This is a genomic window from Aureibaculum flavum, from assembly GCF_016406085.1.
Lineage (GTDB): Bacteria > Bacteroidota > Bacteroidia > Flavobacteriales > Flavobacteriaceae > Aureibaculum > Aureibaculum flavum.
This window is the reverse complement of record NZ_JAEHFJ010000005.1, coordinates 188,782-207,779: the sequence shown is the minus strand read 5'-3', so window position 1 is coordinate 207,779 and position 18,998 is coordinate 188,782. Positions and strand designations below refer to the sequence as shown.

The 18,998-nt window shown below is 32.2% G+C and carries 20 protein-coding genes; 8 read left to right on the top strand and 12 right to left on the bottom strand.

Features of this window, described 5'->3' with window-relative positions; all coding sequences use genetic code 11:
- Nucleotides 1-8: 8 nt before the first annotated feature.
- On the top strand, nucleotides 9-1,739 hold the full coding sequence (locus tag JBL43_RS11810) for a hypothetical protein (RefSeq protein ID WP_198841639.1): 1,731 nt from the start codon (nucleotides 9-11) through the stop codon (nucleotides 1,737-1,739).
- Between the two features lie 13 nt (nucleotides 1,740-1,752).
- Here the strand turns inward: JBL43_RS11810 and JBL43_RS11805 are convergent, their stop codons facing one another.
- Nucleotides 1,753-2,988 (bottom strand): glycosyltransferase, encoded by a 1,236-nt coding sequence (locus JBL43_RS11805; RefSeq protein ID WP_198841638.1) that lies wholly within the window; start codon nucleotides 2,986-2,988, stop codon nucleotides 1,753-1,755.
- A gap of 106 nt (nucleotides 2,989-3,094) precedes the next feature.
- Here JBL43_RS11805 and JBL43_RS11800 point away from each other — a divergent pair, with 106 nt between their 5' ends.
- The 7 genes from JBL43_RS11800 (at nucleotide 3,095) to pabB (ending at nucleotide 9,176) form a co-directional block, all read left to right on the top strand.
- Entirely contained in the window at nucleotides 3,095-3,598 is a 504-nt protein-coding gene (locus tag JBL43_RS11800; RefSeq protein ID WP_198841637.1) for a GbsR/MarR family transcriptional regulator, read from the top strand.
- A gap of 53 nt (nucleotides 3,599-3,651) precedes the next feature.
- Nucleotides 3,652-4,473, top strand: a complete 822-nt coding sequence (locus JBL43_RS11795) for a DCC1-like thiol-disulfide oxidoreductase family protein (RefSeq protein ID WP_198841636.1) — start codon at nucleotides 3,652-3,654, stop codon at nucleotides 4,471-4,473.
- 2 nt (nucleotides 4,474-4,475) lie between these two features.
- A complete protein-coding gene (locus JBL43_RS11790; protein ID WP_198841635.1) occupies nucleotides 4,476-4,832 on the top strand; it encodes a hypothetical protein in 357 nt (118 codons plus the stop codon).
- Entirely contained in the window at nucleotides 4,829-5,728 is a 900-nt protein-coding gene (locus JBL43_RS11785; RefSeq protein ID WP_198841634.1) for a TIGR01777 family oxidoreductase, read from the top strand. Before JBL43_RS11790 ends, JBL43_RS11785 begins: the two co-directional genes overlap by 4 nt.
- Nucleotides 5,729-5,789: 61 nt before the next feature.
- Nucleotides 5,790-7,196, top strand: coding sequence for a dihydrolipoyl dehydrogenase (lpdA, locus tag JBL43_RS11780; protein WP_198841633.1), 1,407 nt, complete (start codon nucleotides 5,790-5,792; stop codon nucleotides 7,194-7,196).
- 192 nt (nucleotides 7,197-7,388) lie between these two features.
- Nucleotides 7,389-7,850, top strand: a complete 462-nt coding sequence (locus tag JBL43_RS11775) for a YybH family protein (RefSeq protein WP_317193450.1) — start codon at nucleotides 7,389-7,391, stop codon at nucleotides 7,848-7,850.
- 9 nt (nucleotides 7,851-7,859) lie between these two features.
- Complete coding sequence (gene pabB, locus JBL43_RS11770) at nucleotides 7,860-9,176, top strand: aminodeoxychorismate synthase component I (RefSeq protein WP_198841632.1); 1,317 nt, start codon at nucleotides 7,860-7,862, stop codon at nucleotides 9,174-9,176.
- Nucleotides 9,177-9,180: 4 nt separating this feature from the next.
- On the opposite strand, the gene JBL43_RS11765 is transcribed toward pabB, so the two are convergent.
- From JBL43_RS11765 to proC, 11 genes are all read right to left on the bottom strand, one after another.
- Nucleotides 9,181-9,555: a hypothetical protein gene (locus tag JBL43_RS11765; protein WP_198841631.1), complete on the bottom strand. Its 375-nt coding sequence runs from the start codon at nucleotides 9,553-9,555 to the stop codon at nucleotides 9,181-9,183.
- 45 nt (nucleotides 9,556-9,600) lie between these two features.
- Complete coding sequence (locus JBL43_RS11760) at nucleotides 9,601-10,089, bottom strand: threonine/serine exporter family protein (RefSeq protein WP_198841630.1); 489 nt, start codon at nucleotides 10,087-10,089, stop codon at nucleotides 9,601-9,603.
- Entirely contained in the window at nucleotides 10,086-10,853 is a 768-nt protein-coding gene (locus JBL43_RS11755; protein ID WP_198841629.1) for a threonine/serine exporter family protein, read from the bottom strand. The genes JBL43_RS11760 and JBL43_RS11755 overlap by 4 nt, the downstream gene beginning before the upstream one ends.
- A 106-nt stretch (nucleotides 10,854-10,959) precedes the next feature.
- A complete protein-coding gene (gene argH, locus JBL43_RS11750) occupies nucleotides 10,960-12,243 on the bottom strand; it encodes an argininosuccinate lyase (RefSeq protein WP_198841628.1) in 1,284 nt (427 codons plus the stop codon).
- 65 nt (nucleotides 12,244-12,308) lie between these two features.
- Entirely contained in the window at nucleotides 12,309-13,370 is a 1,062-nt protein-coding gene (locus JBL43_RS11745) for a M20 family metallo-hydrolase (protein WP_198841627.1), read from the bottom strand.
- Nucleotides 13,367-14,149 (bottom strand): acetylglutamate kinase, encoded by a 783-nt coding sequence (argB, locus tag JBL43_RS11740; protein WP_198841626.1) that lies wholly within the window; start codon nucleotides 14,147-14,149, stop codon nucleotides 13,367-13,369. Before argB ends, JBL43_RS11745 begins: the two co-directional genes overlap by 4 nt.
- Entirely contained in the window at nucleotides 14,142-15,086 is a 945-nt protein-coding gene (locus tag JBL43_RS11735) for an N-acetylornithine carbamoyltransferase (RefSeq protein ID WP_198841625.1), read from the bottom strand. Before JBL43_RS11735 ends, argB begins: the two co-directional genes overlap by 8 nt.
- Nucleotides 15,086-15,865: a glutamate 5-kinase gene (gene proB / locus JBL43_RS11730; RefSeq protein WP_198841624.1), complete on the bottom strand. Its 780-nt coding sequence runs from the start codon at nucleotides 15,863-15,865 to the stop codon at nucleotides 15,086-15,088. Before proB ends, JBL43_RS11735 begins: the two co-directional genes overlap by 1 nt.
- The gene (locus tag JBL43_RS11725) at nucleotides 15,849-17,045 is read right to left on the bottom strand and encodes a glutamate-5-semialdehyde dehydrogenase (protein WP_198841623.1); all 1,197 of its coding nucleotides are present in this window, start codon (nucleotides 17,043-17,045) and stop codon (nucleotides 15,849-15,851) included. The genes proB and JBL43_RS11725 overlap by 17 nt, the downstream gene beginning before the upstream one ends.
- Before the next feature lie 4 nt (nucleotides 17,046-17,049).
- Entirely contained in the window at nucleotides 17,050-18,180 is a 1,131-nt protein-coding gene (locus JBL43_RS11720) for an aspartate aminotransferase family protein (RefSeq protein WP_198841622.1), read from the bottom strand.
- Nucleotides 18,177-18,977: a pyrroline-5-carboxylate reductase gene (proC, locus tag JBL43_RS11715; RefSeq protein WP_198841621.1), complete on the bottom strand. Its 801-nt coding sequence runs from the start codon at nucleotides 18,975-18,977 to the stop codon at nucleotides 18,177-18,179. The genes JBL43_RS11720 and proC overlap by 4 nt, the downstream gene beginning before the upstream one ends.
- Between the last annotated feature and the right edge of the window lie 21 nt (nucleotides 18,978-18,998).

The window sequence follows — 18,998 nt, the reverse complement described above, 5'->3', positions numbered from 1 at the left end:
ATTATACAATGAGAAAAATATTTTACTTGCTTCTTATTATTTCTAGTTGCGTAGAGAATGTAATAAGTCAATCAATACATCTGCAACCTGGTGATGAAAAAATTCTGAAGCAAATACCAGAAGAAAACGTTTTTGTTCGTGCAAATTCACATTTACTTTTTGCGGGTGAGTATATGTATTATTCGTTTTACGCTTTAAAGGCAAACTCCTTGCAACCAAGCAATATCAGCACAATTGGTTATGTTGAATTAATAAACGATAGTAAGGAAGTTATTTTTAAACATAAATTACGTATTGAAAACGGTAAAGCACAAGGTGATTATTTTATTCCCGTAAACATACCTTCTGGTAGTTATAAAATCATCGGTTACACAAATTGGATGCTTAATGCCAATTCATATTTTAGTCAAGATCTAAGTATAATCAATCCTTATTTAGCGGATCAACAGGCTATATTAACTGGTAGTAAAAATCTTTATCTTAAGGAAGAAAGAAAAACATTTAATAACACGAATTTAGATATTTCATTAGACAATAATCAATACTCAAAAAGGAGTAAGGTGAATTTTAAAATAAAAAACGACCAAAGAATAAAAGGAAATTTCACACTGTCAGCACGAGAAGTAAGTCCAATTAAATCTAATCAAAACAACACGCCTAAATTAGTTAAGTCTTCTATTAAAAATACTACATTTAAGAATGATCAAATAATACTTCCTGAGTTACGTGGTGAAATAATTAGTGGTAAAATAATTCCTAAAAATGGTAATACAACTGTCGATAATTTACAAGTGTCTCTGTCAATACCTAATGAAGGTAACTATATAATTAAATTAGCTAGTGTATCGGCTAATGGTGATTTTTATTTTAACATCATTGAAAAATATAAGACCAAAGATGCTGTATTTGAAATACTAGGTGAGCATAAAGAAAATTATAATATTTTTTTAGACCCTAAACCTACTGCAGATTATTCTAATATAAGTTTTAAACCGTTTTTTATTGATAGTGTAAATAAAAAACAAATTATTGATCGTAGTATTCATAACCAAATAGAGAATGGATACTTTAATGTAAAACCAGATTCTATATTATCAAACCAAATAGAACTTCCTTTTAATTATAATAACTTAGTTCTTTATAATTTAGATGAGTATACTCGATTTCAAACAATCAAAGAGACCCTGGTAGAAGTTACGGAAAATGTATGGGCCGAAAAAAGAGATGACAAATATGTATTTCAAGTAAGAATTTTAAAAGCTAAAAACAATAATTATAATTATAAAGTTAATAAACCTTTGGTTTTAATTGATGGTGTTTTTGTGTCAGATCATGATGCATTAATGTACTATGACGCTCGCAAAGTAAAAAGTATTGGTATTATAAGAGAAAGGTATGTATTTGGTAGAAATGTGTTTACTGGTGTTGTTATCATAGAAACAATAAAGGGTGATTATCAAATTAATAGCACGTCAATATTAAAAAAAGAGCTATTTACACCTGTAAATAACAAAAATTACTATAAACAGAAATATAATTTCGAAACAAAAACGCAATCAGATCGGATTCCAGATTTTCGATATCAATTACTTTGGAAACCAAATTTTGAAATTAACAAAGAAGATTCGTTGGGTACATTTTACACTTCAGATGTCACTGGCACATTCGAAATCTCAATTACTGGATTTACCGATGAAGGGGAACAAATTTTTATAAATAAAACATTCACCGTAAAGTAATTATATCTAAAATTTAATGCAAATTTTTCTCTTCAATCCATTTTGAAAGATACTTTGTACTCTTCATTGTATGATGCTGCAACATGCTACCCATAAAGTTCTGATCTCTATGTAGATCCAAATCCTGATGGATTTTAATAATTCTCTCGCTCAATTTTTCTGACAATTGCTTTTTAGAATATATAGAATTTATTATTTCAATTCCATGTTGTTGTAATTGCTCCCAAATATCTCTATTCGAATAAAGTTGAACTGCCTTATCTGCAAATGTTTTTGGATTATCATTAATAAAGCCATTCCATGATAAATTATTATGCATTCCTTCTGCTCCAATAGTTGTGGTAACCGATGGTGTTCCGTTTAGCATGGCATCTATAAGTTTTCCTTTGAGTCCTGCCCCAATTTGAAGTGGAGTTAATAACACACGAGCATTTGAGACAACTTTATGAGCATCATCTGCCCTACCCTTAACTATAAACCCTTCCTTTTCATTATGTAAATCGGTTACTTTTTGAGAAGGATACGATCCATAAATAAATAATTTTGAATTCGGTAATTGTTTTCGAATCAATGGCCAAATGGTTTTCTTTAAATACAATACCGATTGCCAATTGGGCTCATGTCTAAAATTTCCAATACTTATAAAATCATGTCGTTCATCAAAAGTTGGTTTTTCAAATAACGTATCTTTTGAAAGATCATCAAGCATGAATGGCAATTCAATTAAAATAGTTTCAGGAATTTTAAAATGGTCTATTAAAAGTTGATATTCGTATGGTGAAATAATCAAAGACAAATCACATCTATAAATACTGGCAATTTCTCTTTTGGTAATATCCAATTGATTCAGTTGATTCAATTCAAACGTTGCATTCTTTTTAAACGCTTCTAGCCGTCCATGCCGCAAACAATGTAAATCTTCGGTGTCTAAAACCCGTATTGCTTTAGGGCAATTCTCTGTAACACGCCAACCAAATTGTTCTTCGGTTATAAAACGGTCAAAAACGACAACATCAGGCTGCAAGGTTGTAATAAATTTATCGAAACTAGTATTGTTCAATTCAATAGAAATACTGTCTATTGCTAAACTTTTAAGATTATCTATATACGGCGTTATTTGGGCTGCACTAGCAAAAGTAATTTGATAATTTTCCTCTAAAAAAAAGTGAAGTAATTGCAAAATTCTACTTCCAGCAGCTGTTGAAGTAGATTCAGGAAAAACCAATCCGATAAATAGGACTTTTTTCATCCTGCTAAAATATAAAATTGATCACTCTTATCTACATTAATCTGAATGTAATTAAAATAAATTTTCAATAATTATTGAAAGTTTAAAAATAATTGTATATTTGCATATGGAATATCAAGAAGCAAAAGAAAAATTTATTAGCACTTGGGGTAGTTTAGGAACGATGTGGGGTATAAATAAGGCCATGGCAATGATACAAGCCTTACTTTTTGTTTCTACAAAACCATTGTCTATGGAAGACATTATGGAAGAGTTACAAATATCAAGAGGTAATACCAGTATGAATTTACGCCAATTGATGGATTGGGGCATTGTTACTAAAGAAATTATTCCAGGTGAACGCAAAGAGTTTTTTACGACCGAAAAAGATGTGCAAGAATTGGCCAGACAAATTGCAAAAGAGAGAAGCCGAAGAGAAATACAACCGGTAATTAAAGTATTAAAGGAAGTTTCAAGCATAAAAGATGATAAAACAGAAAAAACAAAAGAACTGATAAAACAAACTAAAGCCTTGCATGAATTAACCGAAAATGCCGACAAGATGTTAAACAAGTTGATTAATCAAGATCAAAATTGGTTGACAAAGTCTTTGTTCAAACTTATTAAGTAAAAAAAATTTAAATAATACTTTCAATATTTTCTGAAAGTTTAATAACTACAATTATGACCACACTTAAAAATTACACTTTATTATACGATGACGATTGTCCTTTATGTAAAACCTATACTTCGGTGTTTATAAAAACAAAAATGTTGGATAGAAATGGGAGACAGGCGTATAGTAGCATATCACAAATGGAATACGGTTATATAGATTTGGAAAAAGCTAAGAATCAAATTGCACTAATAAATCATGACGATAAAACGGTCCTTTACGGAATTGATAGTTTATTGAAAGTTATCGGATACTCGTTCCCTTTTATTGAAAAAATTGGACAAACTAGTCCAATCAAATGGTTCTTAAAAAAGCTATATTCTTTTATCTCATACAATCGAAAAGTGATAATTCCGATTAAGAAACGGGACTTTCAATGTATGAGTTGTGAGCCTGAATTCAATATCAAATACCGTATTATTTATATTCTCTTTACTACCTTAATTACCAGCTTGGTACTTTATCAATATTCAGAACAATTATTCTTTTTACCTGATTCTACGATAGGAAGAGAAACAGTATTAGCCATAGTACAAATTGTATTTCAAAGTGTTTTCTTATTAAAAATAAACCGTAATGATTTACTAAACTATATTGGTAATTTAATGACCGTTTCTTTAATGGGATCTCTTATGTTAATGCCAATTATTATCATCAACCATTTTATCATGTTACCTACATTGATCCTACTTAGTTGGTTTGGTCTTACGGCACTATTAATGTTTATGGAACATTACCGTAGAGTTAACTTACTAAACCTATCTACTTATTTATCTTACACATGGGTGTTGTATCGCGTTATCGCGTTACTATTAATTTTAAACTTATAATTATGAAAACATTGCATTATATAAATCTAACAGCTTTCCTCATAACATTTGGTCTATATGCAAGTATTCATTTCGGAATATATGGTATGATTGCTTCTTTAGGTCTGGGTGTAATCCAACTTTTTCTTGGAATTGTCTTAGTCGTTTATTCAAAAGAATTTAGTAACAAGCATCAAAATTATCTCAAAATATATTGGATTCTAGCGATACTAAATATAACTGCAATTATAATTGTCACTGAAACTCGACATGGTTTAAATAGTTATTATGCTGCAACTCTTACTTTTATAATTCCAATGTTTATTGCTTCATATTTTGTCTATTTAACTTATCAAATTCAAAAATCTTTCCAATTATGAAAACAATTGTAATAGCTGGAGGCAGTGGCTTTCTTGGTCAAGTTTTAGAAAATTATTTTACTAAAATTGGTTATACTGTTAAAATATTAACGCGTTACCCGAAAAAAGAATACGATGTGTATTGGGATGCTAACACATTAGGTAAATGGACCATTGTATTAGAAGATTCAGAAGCTCTTATCAACTTAACTGGAAAATCAGTCGATTGTAGATATACGGATAAAAACAAAAAAGAAATTTATGATTCCCGAATCAACTCAACGCAAATTTTAGGAAAAGCTATTCAGCTATGTGAACAACCTCCTAAAGTTTGGATGAATGCCTCCACTGCAACGATATATCGTTATTCTTTAGACAAAAAAATGACAGAAATCAATGGAGAAATTGGCGATGATTTTTCAATGAATATTGCTAAATCTTGGGAAAAAGAATTTAACCAATTTGATACCCATAAAACGAGAAAGATTATTCTTAGAACATCTATTGTATTGGGTAAAAACGGTGGAGCATTCATCCCGCTAAAAACTTTAGCAAAATTAGGTTTGGGCGGTAATCAAGGTAGGGGAAATCAAAAGGTGAGCTTTATTCATGAAAAAGATTTTGTCAGAGCGGTTGAATTTATCTTAAACCGTCCCAATCTCAATGGTATTTTTAATGTGACCGTTCCAAACCCAACTAACAATATGATTTTAATGAAAACCATCCGTAAAAAAATAGGAATGCCTTTTGGGTTATCACACCCCAAATGGTTATTAAAAATTGGTGCCAAAATAATTAAAACGGAAACAGAATTGGTTTTAAAAAGCAGGAATGTTATTCCTGAACGTTTATTACAGAATGGTTTCAGTTTTAAGCATCCTACCATAGAAACTACCATATCTGATTTATTAAATTAATACAGGTTATTCAATTACACATATTATCCCTATTTTTGTGTTATAAAAATATTTTTTACTTATGAGTACATATGATGTAGCCATTATTGGTTCTGGTCCTGGAGGATACGTTGCAGCAATTCGCTGTGCACAATTAGGCATGAAAACTGCCATTATCGAAAAATATGATACCCTAGGTGGTACCTGTTTAAATGTTGGTTGTATTCCTTCAAAAGCATTATTAGATTCTTCGCATCATTATCATGATGCCATTGCACATTTTGAAGACCATGGTATTGAGATTTCAGGCGATATAAAAGCCAATCTTAAAAAAATGATTGACCGTAAACAAAACGTAGTTGACACCAATACAAGTGGAATTAAATATTTGATGGATAAGAACAAGATTACTATCTATCATGGTATGGGCTCTTTTGTTGATGCTACTCATATTTCTATCGCTCAAGCGGACGGAAAAACAGAAGAAATTGAAGCGAAAAACATCATTATAGCCACAGGTTCTAAACCTTCAACGTTGCCATTTATTAAATTAGATAAAAAACGAGTAATCACCTCAACTGAAGCGTTGAGTTTAAAAGAAATACCAAAGCATTTAGTCGTTATTGGTGGTGGTGTTATCGGATTAGAACTCGGACAAGTATATAAAAGATTAGGTGCAGAAGTATCAGTAATTGAATATATGGATCGAATCATTCCTACGATGGATGCTTCTTTGTCTAAAGAATTGCAAAAAGTATTAAAGAAACAAGGTGTAAAATTTTACACAAAGCATAAAGTAACGGCCGTTAAAGCTGGAGCTAAAGAAGTAACAATTACTGCAGATGATAAAAAAGGTAATCCCGTTGAATTTAAGGGAGATTACTGTTTAGTTTCTGTAGGTAGAAAACCATATACAGATGGTTTAAATTTGGATAAAGCAGGTGTAAAAGCCAATGAAAAAGGACAAATTGATGTAAATGATCATTTACAAACAAGTGCTTCAAATATTTACGCCATTGGTGATGTTATTAAAGGAGCTATGTTAGCTCATAAAGCGGAAGAAGAAGGTGTTTTTGTTGCAGAAACTATTGCTGGTCAAAAACCACATATTGATTATAATTTAATTCCTGGTGTTGTATACACATGGCCAGAAGTAGCTGCAGTTGGTAAAACAGAAGAACAACTTAAAGAAGCCGGTGTTGATTATAAATCAGGACAATTTGCAATGCGTGCCTTAGGACGTTCTAGAGCAAGTGGAGACATTGATGGTTTTGTAAAAATATTAGCTGATGCCAAAACAGATGAAGTTCTAGGTGTACACATGTGTGGTGCGAGAGTGGCAGATTTAATTGCCGAAGCTGTTGTAGCCATGGAATTTAGAGCATCAGCAGAAGACATCGCTAGGATGAGTCATGCTCACCCGACCTATGCAGAGGCTGTTAAAGAAGCTGCATTAGATGCTACCGGTAAAAGAGCGTTACATAGTTAAGATGCACTTTATGCATTAGATCTTAGAGTTTAGAGTTTAGATTTAAGAAAATTGGCAGAAAAATTTGTGAAAATGAAAGTAAAGCTCCTCCCCTTCTTTCAAGGGGAGGTGTCCTTTTAAAATGATTAAGGCTTCTAAAACGACTATGGACGGAGGGGTCAAAATACATAATAACCAATTAATTCTTTCATTGTGAAAATAAAACGCTACGAATTCTTATTAATTCCAATCTTAGTTTTCTTGCTTTTTACAGCGTGTAATTCGCAAAAAGCAGCTACTACGACGTATCAAACGAGCAAACAAGAAATAACAACCATGATGATGCAGCAAGCAAAAGATTGGTCAAATGGCGATTTGGTTGCTTTTATGCAAGGGTATATAAAATCGGATAGTCTGAAATTTGTGGGTAGTAGCGGTATTACATATGGATGGCAACAAACTCTAGATAATTACAAAAAAGGCTATCCAACAAAAGAGCATACGGGAACCTTAACGTTTAAATTACGCGATTTTGATCAATTAGCAAATAATGTGTTTTTGGTGATTGGTGAATTCCATTTAAAAAGACAAGTTGGCGATGCCGATGGAATGTTTTCTATTATCCTAAAACGAATTAAAGGGGAATGGAAAATCATTGCCGATCATTCTTCTTAAAATAACTGTTTGCGGTCTTCAAAAAAAATAACACTAGAAAATTCAGCTGAATTCAAGCACAAATTGCTGATTTGGGCCCAACAGTACCATGAATTTGTATGGCTGGACAGTAATGATTATCCACAATCCTATTCTAACTATGATGCCGTCTTAGCAGTTGAGGCCCATTCGGTACTACAGAGTAATTACCTTGATGCATTTACTAAATTAAAGAACTACAAAAACAAGATTAACGATTTTATTTTTGGGTATTTAAGCTACGATTTAAAGAATGATACCGAGGTCTTGAATTCTAAAAATGATGACGGATTACATTTTCCTGATGTGTACTTTTTTCAACCCAAAAAAATATTCTTTTTTAAGGAGAATGTGTTGGAGATTCAGTATTTGGTGGAGAATAGGAATAATATCAATGATGATTTAGAAAGCATTGAACAGATTACTTCGTCCCGAAAAGGGTCTCGCAATGACAGTAATTCGACTTTGGAACAGCATAACGTCAAAATAAAAAAACGTATCACTAAAAAAGAATACCTTAATCAATTAGATAAAGTTTTAGAACACATTCACAGAGGTGACATTTATGAAGTAAATTTTTGTCAGGAATTTTATGCAGAGAACGCATCTATCAATCCACTCAATGTTTATCATCATTTGAATGAAATTTCTAATCCGCCCTTTGCGAGCTTCATTAAAATCAATGACAAGTATGTGATTTCCGCATCTCCCGAAAGATTTGTAAAAAAAGAGGGAAATAAAATCATTTCTCAACCTATAAAAGGGACGGCAAAACGACTTGTAGATAAAATTGCTGATAAGCAACTCGCCACAGCTTTAGCAAGCGATCAAAAAGAGCGTTCAGAAAATATAATGATTGTAGACTTAGTGCGTAACGATTTATCGAAAACAGCTATAAAAGGCTCGGTAAAAGTTGAAGAGCTCTGCAAGGTTTATTCGTTTGATCAAGTGCATCAAATGATTTCAACCATAAGTTCGACCGTAAAAGATACTACTGATTCCATAGATATTATTAAGAGTCTATTCCCTATGGGAAGCATGACCGGTGCACCTAAACTATCCGCTATGCAGATAATTGAAGAATTAGAAGCCACTAAACGCGGAATATACTCAGGAGCTATAGGTTATTTTACACCTACGGGTGATTTTGATTTTAACGTCGTCATTCGAAGTATTTTATATAATAAAACGAAAAACTATGTATCTTATTCAGTTGGTGGAGCAATAACTTCAAAATCGGATCCAGAAAAGGAATATGAAGAATGTTTATTAAAAGCTATTGCAATGAAAAAGGCGTTAATTAATTAATCTCTTAAAAAGTACATTGATAACCTTCAGCATTCCAAATTACTATTCCTTCCTGCAATAATTCAACAGGAAATTTATCATCACCAAGATACCCGATATTTTCTCCACTACAGTTATAAACCGTAATTACAGAATTTGCAAGAGGATTACAATCTCCATAAATAAAAATATCTTGCTTTTCAAAAGAAGTTTGCATTATATAAGAATATTGATAGTCAACTACCTCATCCTGTTCTCTCTGCTCAATTTCACTTTTTAACCAAGCCAAATTTTCAATCGGATTTTCTACCCCACAAGCTGATTTCTCATTAGATTCATCAGTATTGTTACAACTATACGTTAAGAAACAAAAAAATAAAATAAAAGCTATGTTTTTCATAATTCATTATTTTATTGAAGACGTAGATTATTACAGATGGTTGCTTTAATTTTCTATTTTTTTTACGGTATCTTTTCGCAACAAAAGCAGTGGTAATGATACACCAATAGATAATGAGATTAAGATAAACAACATGGTAAAACCGTTTGAAAATATAGCATCCATAAAAACTAATCTTTTTGCATCATCTTTTTCTAGAAAAGTAAAAGACATGATTGACAACACTGTCTCATAAGCATAAAAACCAGGAATCATCGGAATTACCGCAGGTATAGAAAATACTACGGGAGGCTGATGAATACTATGAGCTAAAGGTATACTTAATAGACCAACAAACGAAGCTGCAACCAAGCTTGCCAACACAATATTTATTTGAAAATCCAATAAAAAAGTTTTGATAAATCCAGCTCCAAACCCTAATAAAAAAACCGTAAGAATCGCCTTTTTAGGTATATTAAATAATATGCCAAAGCCAACAGCAGCGATACCGGCCCAAATGGAAATTTCTAAAATGTTTAATATAGTTTCTATCATTTTAATTCAAAAATTAACATGGCTATAAAAAGCCCGAGTGCCATTGCTAATACGGTCATGACACCATTGGCAAATCTTACCATTCCATTCAATACATTTTTATCTAAAAGATCAGAAAAAGAGTTAATTAGAGCAACTCCCGGAACTAAAAACAGTATGGAAGTTGCCAAAGCTGCCTCAGGTTGCGTACCTAAATTAAAATAAACACCTAGTGAGGCTATTGTAGAAGCTGTTAATGATGCTAAAAACACATTTATATAAACATTAAATAATTTTTTATGCGTTTCTTGAAGTATCAGTAGACCGCAAAAGGTACTTACAAATGCTATCAGTAAATTTAAATAATCACCTCCAAAAATTTTACAAAAACCTGCTCCGGCAAAACTTACTGCAATAAGCACAACAATTCTTGGATATCTTTTTTGATTTTTCAGTCTATTAATTTCATCTCTAATGTTTGATAAAGACCAACCTTCTTCAATAGCATTCCAACTGGCTTTACTAATTAATGAAAGTATTGTAAAATCTATTTTATGGGAAGGTAAATTTTTAACTTTAGTGTAATTTTCACCCGTTTTAATATCTACGACAGTTAATATAATAGTCTTCTGACTGATTAAACTAAAAGATTCACAATTTAAAACGGATGCAAAACGGTCAATATTTAAGTCCACTCTATTCGTATTTGCTCCTGAAACCATCAATAGTGATGATATTTCTAATAACAAATCTGCTACTTGCTTTAAACGATTGGTAGTGTCCATTTTTATGAAATAATACCGTGCAAATTTAACATTTTCATGGGTATTTTCCTTAAAAAATCAATAGTAATTTTGACCATTTTCAAAGGTTATTATTCTATATTAAAAATTATTTTAACGCGGTAATCATTTTTTCATTTATCTCTTCCAAACATAAATTACCTATACTCCCTAAATGTGTATGATTCACATTTTTATCAGGTTTAAATTCGCCTTTTTCTACTTTAGCCCCAACCATTTTATAAGCATCTCTAAAAGCAACACCGTCTTGCACTAATTTATTAACCTCTTCTACTGTAAACAAATAATCATATTTTGGGTCTTCTAAAATCTTAGTATTTACACGTACATTTTCAATGGAAAAAGTCATCATCTCTAAACAAGATTTCAATGTTTGAATTGCTGGTAGAACAGCCTCTTTTAACAATTGTAAATCACGTTGATAACCACTTGGCAAATTGTTAGAGATTAAAGTCAACTCATAAGGCAGAGCTTGCAGTGCATTACATTTACCTCTTATCAACTCAAAAACATCAGGGTTCTTTTTATGAGGCATTATACTAGAGCCAGTAGTCAACTCATCTGGAAAAGAAACAAAATTAAAATTCTGACTCATGTACAAACATATATCCATGGCAAATTTCGAAAGCGTTCCTGCTACGGTACTTAGTGCCGAAGCCAATGCCTTTTCTGTTTTACCTCTACTCATTTGAGCAGCGACAACATTGTACTTTAACGTTTCAAATCCCAGTAATTCTGTTGTCATTTGACGATCAATATCAAATGAACTTCCATAACCAGCACCTGAACCTAATGGATTTTGATCTGCTATTTTAAAAGCGGCATTCAACATATAAACATCATCAATTAAACTTTCGGCATACGCAGAAAACCACAAGCCAAATGAAGAAGGCATGGCAACTTGTAAATGGGTATATCCCGGTATTAACACCGCTTTATGTTCTTCTGCTTTTGACATTAACTCGTCAAATAACGATTTTACTAAATTTTTAATCTCTGAAATTTCATCTTTAAAATACAAGTGCAAATCAACCAGAACTTGATCGTTTCTAGACCGTGCCGTATGTATTTTTTTACCAGTATCGCCCAACATTTCAGTAAGCATGAATTCCACTTTAGAATGAACATCTTCAAAGGTATCTTCAATAACAAAATTTCCTTTTTCTATATTTTGAAGAATACTGTTCAGTTTTGCCTCAATAATAACAATTTCTCGATCTTGTAAAATTTCTATTTTATGCAACATTTTGGCATGGGCAATTGAACCCAATACGTCATATTTAGCAATGATCAAATCTAATTGACGATCATTTCCGACAGTAAACATGTCAATTTTTTTATCAGTGCTAAAGCCTTTATCCCAGAGTTTCATAATTTTAATGTTTAAGTATTTTTAATCTGTTTAATTGGTCTACAAATTACAACTAACGAAACTGTTTATACAATAACGTCTGTTAACAAATCAATATAAATTTTTATTCCTTCTTCAATTTCATTCACATAAATAAATTCATCTGCAGTATGTGAGCGTAATGAATCACCAGGACCTAATTTTAATGACGAGCAAGTTAATACTGCTTGATCTGATAAGGTTGGAGAACCATACGTTTCTCTACCTAAAGCAATACCAGCTTTTACTAAAGCATGTTCTTTGGGTATAGATGATGAATTTAATCGTAAAGATCGTTCTTTTACTTCAACCTCAACATGACGCTTAATAATTTCCAACACTTCTTTATTGCTATACGCATCAGTAATACGAACATCTACTACAAAATGACATTCGGCAGGAATCACATTATGCTGACTACCCGCATTAATTTGCGTAACTGTCATTTTAATCTCCCCTAACGTTTCTGAGACCTTCGGAAACTTATAGGTTCTAAACCATTCTATGGCCTCCATGGCTTTATAAATTGAATTATCACCCAACCCATGTGCAGCATGACCTGCCTTTCCGTGTGTAATACAATCTATAACTAATAAGCCTTTTTCTGCCACAGCCAATTGCATCAATGTAGGCTCACCTACAATGGCAACATCAATTTTTGGTAGTATTGGCAACATACTATTTAATCCATTTTGACCAGAACTTTCTTCTTCCGCCGAAGCTACTATAATCAAATTGTATTTTAAATCCTTATGATTATAAAAATACGTAAATAACGCCATCAAAGAAACCAAACAACCACCAGCATCGTTACTTCCAAGTCCAAATAATTTACCATCAATAATTTCAGGGTTTAAAGGGTCTCTGGTATAAGCCGAATTTGGTTTTACCGTATCGTGATGCGAATTCAATAATAACGTAGGCTTATCTGCATCAAAATACTTATTAAAGGCGTAGACATTATGATTGTTTCGTTTAAAACTAATCTCATTTTTCTCAAACCATTTTTCAATTAATGCTGCTGTCCCATCTTCTTCTGAAGAAAAAGATTGTGTTGCTATCAATTTTTGTAATAATTGTATGGCTTCTTTTGTGAGTTTTTCAATCATAAACTTAATGTTGTGTGTTGTGTGTTTTTATTCGTTATAAAATCAGAATTAGCAATATGAATTTCAGCAACACCTTTGCTTAATGCATAAAAACAATTTTCTAATTTTGGTAGCATACCGGCTGCTATAATATTATTTTTTTTAAGTGTTTTATATAGTTCAGCATCTATACTTTCTATTACAGAATCTTCATCATTTATACTTTCTAAAACTCCTTTCTTTTCGAAAATATACGTTAAACGAACCTCATACTTTTTTGCCAAACCAGATGCTAATTCTGAAGCGATGGTGTCGGCATTGGTATTGAGTAATTGACCTTCTTTATTATGCGTAATTGCACAAAAAACAGGAATTAAATCGTTCTCTAACAATATAGAAATAGTGTTGGTATCAACTTCATCTACGTCACCAGCAAAACCATAATCTATTTCCTTTACTATTCGTTTATGAGCCTTAATAGCGTTACCATCTGCACCTGAAAGCCCTATTGCGTTACAATTATTTTTTTGCAAATTTGCAACAATATTTTTATTTAACAAACCTGCATAAACCATCGTTACTACTTCTAAGTTATCAGCATCAGTTATACGTCTACCCCCAATCATTTTAGGTTCTAATTGTAGTTTCTTAGCAATCTCCGTGGCTTTTTTTCCACCACCATGGACTAAGATATTTAACCCCTCTAACTTTGAAAAATCGACTAAAAAAGAAGATAAATTTTCCTCATGATCAATAACATTACCTCCAATTTTTATGATGTGTAGTTTTGGTTTACTCATTTTCCAAAATCTTTTTTAACACCAACTGTGCAGCATAGGTTCTATTATTGGCTTGCTCTATTACCAAGGAATTTTCTCCATCTAACACTTCATCAGTAACAATAACATTTCTTCGTACTGGTAAGCAATGCATAAATTTTGCATTATTGGTTAAATTCATTTTTTGTTGATCAATCATCCAATTTTTATCCTTTGAAATTATATGTCCATAATCGGAAAAAGAACTCCAATTTTTAACATAAATAAAATCTGCATTTTTAAATGCCTCCTCTTGATTATATTCAATTTTAGAATTTTTAGTAATCTCTGGATCAAGCTCATATCCTTTAGGATGTGTAATCACAAATTCTGCATCTTGCAATTGCATCATTTCTACAAAAGAATTGGCAACGGCATGAGGTAAAGCTTTTGGATGCGGAGCCCAAGACAACACTACTTTTGGCGATTTCTTTTGATTATACTCTGCCAATGTTATAGCATCAGCCAAAGCCTGCAACGGGTGTCCAACCGAACTTTCCATATTTACAATAGGAACCGAAGCATATTTTTTAAAATTTTGAAGCACTTCCTCCGCTTGGTCTTTTTCTTTATCCTCCAACAACGCAAATGCTCTAATCGCAATAATATCACAATATTGAGAAATTACTTGAGCGGCTTCTTTTACATGTTCAGATTTACCCTGATCCATAATAGTTCCATCCTCAAATTCTAACGCCCATCCTTCATTAGAAAAATTCATTACAATCGGATTTAACCCCAAATTTAAGGCCGCTTTTTGTGTGCTTAATCGCGTACGTAAACTAGAGTTAAAAAACAATAGTCCAATAGATTTATCTTTTCCAAGCGTATGATATTTTAAAGGATCTTTTTTTATACTTATCGCTTCTTGCACCCAATCATGCAATGAGTCAATATCGTTAATAGAGAGGTAATTCATTAGTTTTTGTTTAATATTTTGGTAAATGTAATTTCATTGTTGATTGCTTTTTGTATAAAACCGTCATCTATTCCATTAACTATCCAAGTTTCTATATTGTTATTTTTTAAAATTCGAGCGGCATCAATTTTAGATTGCATACCTCCTGTTCCTCGGGAGGATTTATCAGTCGAAATTTCACTTTGCAATTTATCTATATCTTCAACAAGCTGAATGGTCTTTTGTTCATTTTCATTCATAGATACTTTCGTATAGATTCCATCAGTATTTGTGGCAATTATTACTAAATCTACATGTAACAAACTACCAGTTAATGCGGCCAACTTATCATTATCTCCGAATTTAATTTCATCTGTGGCAACAGTATCATTTTCATTAATGATAGGTATATAATTATTTTCCAGCAACACATTAATGGTATTCATAATATTTTGCCTAGAAATTTCTCTTTCAAAATCTGCATAAGACAATAAACATTGAGAGGTTAACAGCCCAAGTTCCCAAAAATTATCATGAAATATCCGCATTAAATGAGGCTGACCAATAGCAGCTAAGGCCTGTTTCACATTAATTTCCTTACCATTACCTTCTAATTTTACAAACTGTCTTGCAACGGCAATAGCCCCAGAGCTAACAATGATAAATTCGTAATCATCCTTTAATGCTAATATTTGTCTTCCAATATCTTCAATTTTACCTCTTGAAATTTGATCAGTTTCTTTAGTAAGTGTATTGGTTCCTATTTTTAATAGTACTCTTTTTTTACCTAATTTGCCCATCTCCGAAAATATACCATTTATTAGTTACTAAATGTTGTAGACCAATTGGTCCTCTCTGGTGTAATTTATCTGTACTAATAGCGAGTTCACCACCTAAGCCAAATTGAAATCCGTCTGTAAAACGTGTTGAAGCATTTTGATATACAGCAGCAGCATCAACAGACTCCATAAATAGTTTAGCTTCAGTATCATCTCTGGTTATAATTGATGCGGAATGACCTCCACAGTACTTATTTATTTTAGCAATTGCAGCCTCTGAATTTTCTACAAGTCCAATTACTATTTTATAATCCAAAAATTCTTCAAACCAAATGTCTTCATTTGGTATTAGATTTACATTCGCCAAACCCTCCAATGACGCATCTACTAAAACGGTTACATTACTAGTTGATAATTTTATAATTAGATCTTCTAAAAAACCATGATAATTTGGCAATTCTGAATCTATCAACACTTTATCTAAAGCGTTACATGCCGAAATTTTTGCCACTTTTGCATTCATAATTATATCAAAAGCTTTTTGCTTATCTGCTTCCTTTGACACATAAACAAAATTATTACCTCTACCACTTACAATCACTGGACAGGTTGCGTTTTCTTTTACAAAAGCAATTAACTTCTCACCGCCACGAGGTATAATTAAATCAACTTTTTGAGTTGGATTTTTCAAAAAAGACTGTGTTTCAGTTCGGTTATAATTCAAATACGCAACCCAATTTTTATCAATTTCATTTTCTTCTAAAGCACGATGCCATAAATTAACAATTGCTAAATTTGAATTCAACGATTCCTTACCACCTTTTAATAAAATTTTATTACCAGATTTAAATGCTATTCCACCCGCTTCTACCGTAACATCAGGTCGTGATTCATAAATAATCATTACTGTACCAAAAGAAGCTGTTTTATTTGAAATTTTCAATCCATTCTCATGGGTAAAATTAAACCGCTCTTGACCTACAGGATCTTCTTGACTTGCCAATTGCTCTAAAGACAAAATCATACCTTGAATTTTATCTTCGTCTACTTTTAACCTATCAAACATTGCCAAATCATTTACCGCAAAAGTTGCAATATCCTCTTTATTAGCATTAATTATAGTTTCAGTTTCCTGAGCTACTAACTTTGCCATACTAAGCAATACGGCATTTCTTTGCGATATAGATAAAATTGTATTCATTTTTTTATTCGTCAAGTAAAATTTTTAAAGCTTCAAAAAATTGATCAATATGATCTTTTTGTATTGTTAATGGAGGTAAAATTCTTAGTAGCTTTTTATTACTAGCACCACCAGTAAATATGTGCTTATCATAAATTAATTTTTTTCTTAATTCACCCACTTCAAAATCAAATTCAAGACCAAGCATTAAGCCCTTTCCTTTTATCTTTTTTACTTGTGGTATCTCCTTAGCGATTTCCATAAAATAAGCCGACATTTTTGCCGCATGGCTTATTAAGTGTTCTTTTTCAAGAACTTCTAACACTGCTATTGAAGCTGCACAAGCTAAATGATTTCCTCCAAAAGTGGTTCCTAGAAGTCCATAACTAGCTTTTAGTTTTGGTGCAATTAGAATTCCTCCGACTGGAAATCCATTTCCCATACCTTTTGCAACCGAAATTATATCAGGTTCTATATTATGATGTTGAAAGGCAAAGAATTTACCACTTCTACCATAACCCGATTGAATTTCATCGGATATTAAAATAACATCATATGTATCACATAATCTTCTTAAGTCCTGAAAAAAAGTTGATGTTCCTTCATCTAAACCACCAACACCTTGAATTCCCTCAATAATTACGGCACAAACATCCCCTTTCGACAACTCGCCTTCCAGTAAGTCACTATTGTTTAAAGGTAAAATTGTAACAGGATTACAGGCATTTATGGGTGCAATTATTTTTGGATTATCGGTTACAGAAACGGCACCAGACGTACGTCCATGAAAAGAATTTTTAAAAGCAATCACACGGCTTTTACCGGTATGAAATGATGCCAATTTCAAAGCATTCTCATTTGCTTCTGCCCCTGAGTTACATAAAAATAGACTAAAATCTGGACATTGAGAAATCGCACCTAATTTCTGGGCTAATTCAACTTGTAGCGGGTTTTGAACAGCATTAGAATAAAAACCAAGAGCCTCTAATTGCTCTTTAACTTTTGCAACATAATGTGGATGTGCATGGCCTATAGAAATGACTCCATGCCCTCCATAAAGATCTAAATATTCTACTCCATAAGCATCAGTAACCATGAGGTCTTTACCTTTTACAGGGGTAACAGAATACAATGGATAAACGTCAAATAAATTCATGTGTTTGCTTCGGTTATTTGGTTAATTTTATTAAAAGAAGAGACAATTCCTTTTATTAAAGAAGAACTTAAACCACTGTGTTCCATCTGGTTTAACCCTTCAATAGTACAACCTCCCGGTGTAGTAACTCTATCTATTTCCTCTTCAGGATGGTTCCCTGATTCTACCAGTAGCGTAGCCGCTCCTAAACAAGTTTGCATCGCCATTTCTTGAGCTATGTCAGCTTCAAAACCCAATTGAATTGCTCCTTGCGTTGTTGCTCTTATCAATCGCATCCAAAAAGCAATACCACTTGCACAAATAACAGTTGCAGCACGCATTTGCTCTTCAGGAATTTCAACAGATGTACCTAATCTATTAAAAATAGACTTGGCAATATCAATACGCTTTTTCCCTTTCTCATTACTACATAAGCAGGTTATTGATTTACCTACTGAAATAGCCGTATTCGGCATCGACCGGATTATAAAATTATCTGAACCAATAACAGCTTCAATATTAGAAATTTTGAACCCAGTTATCGTAGAAATTAAAACGTGATTTTCGGTTAAAATATCAGAAATATCATTAAGGATACCATCAAAATGTTTCGGTTGTATTGCAAAAATAATAATGTCTGAATTTTTAACGGCCTCTCTGTTATCGGTCGTTATTTTAACATTATCATATTCCGACCACTCTTCAATACTAAGTGTATGTCTTTTTGTTAAATACAATTGGGTATATGCATTGTTTACAATAAGCCCTTTTGCAATTGATAACCCTAAATTTCCCGCTCCTATTATTGCTATTTTCATTGTTTTCTTTTTTAGTACGCC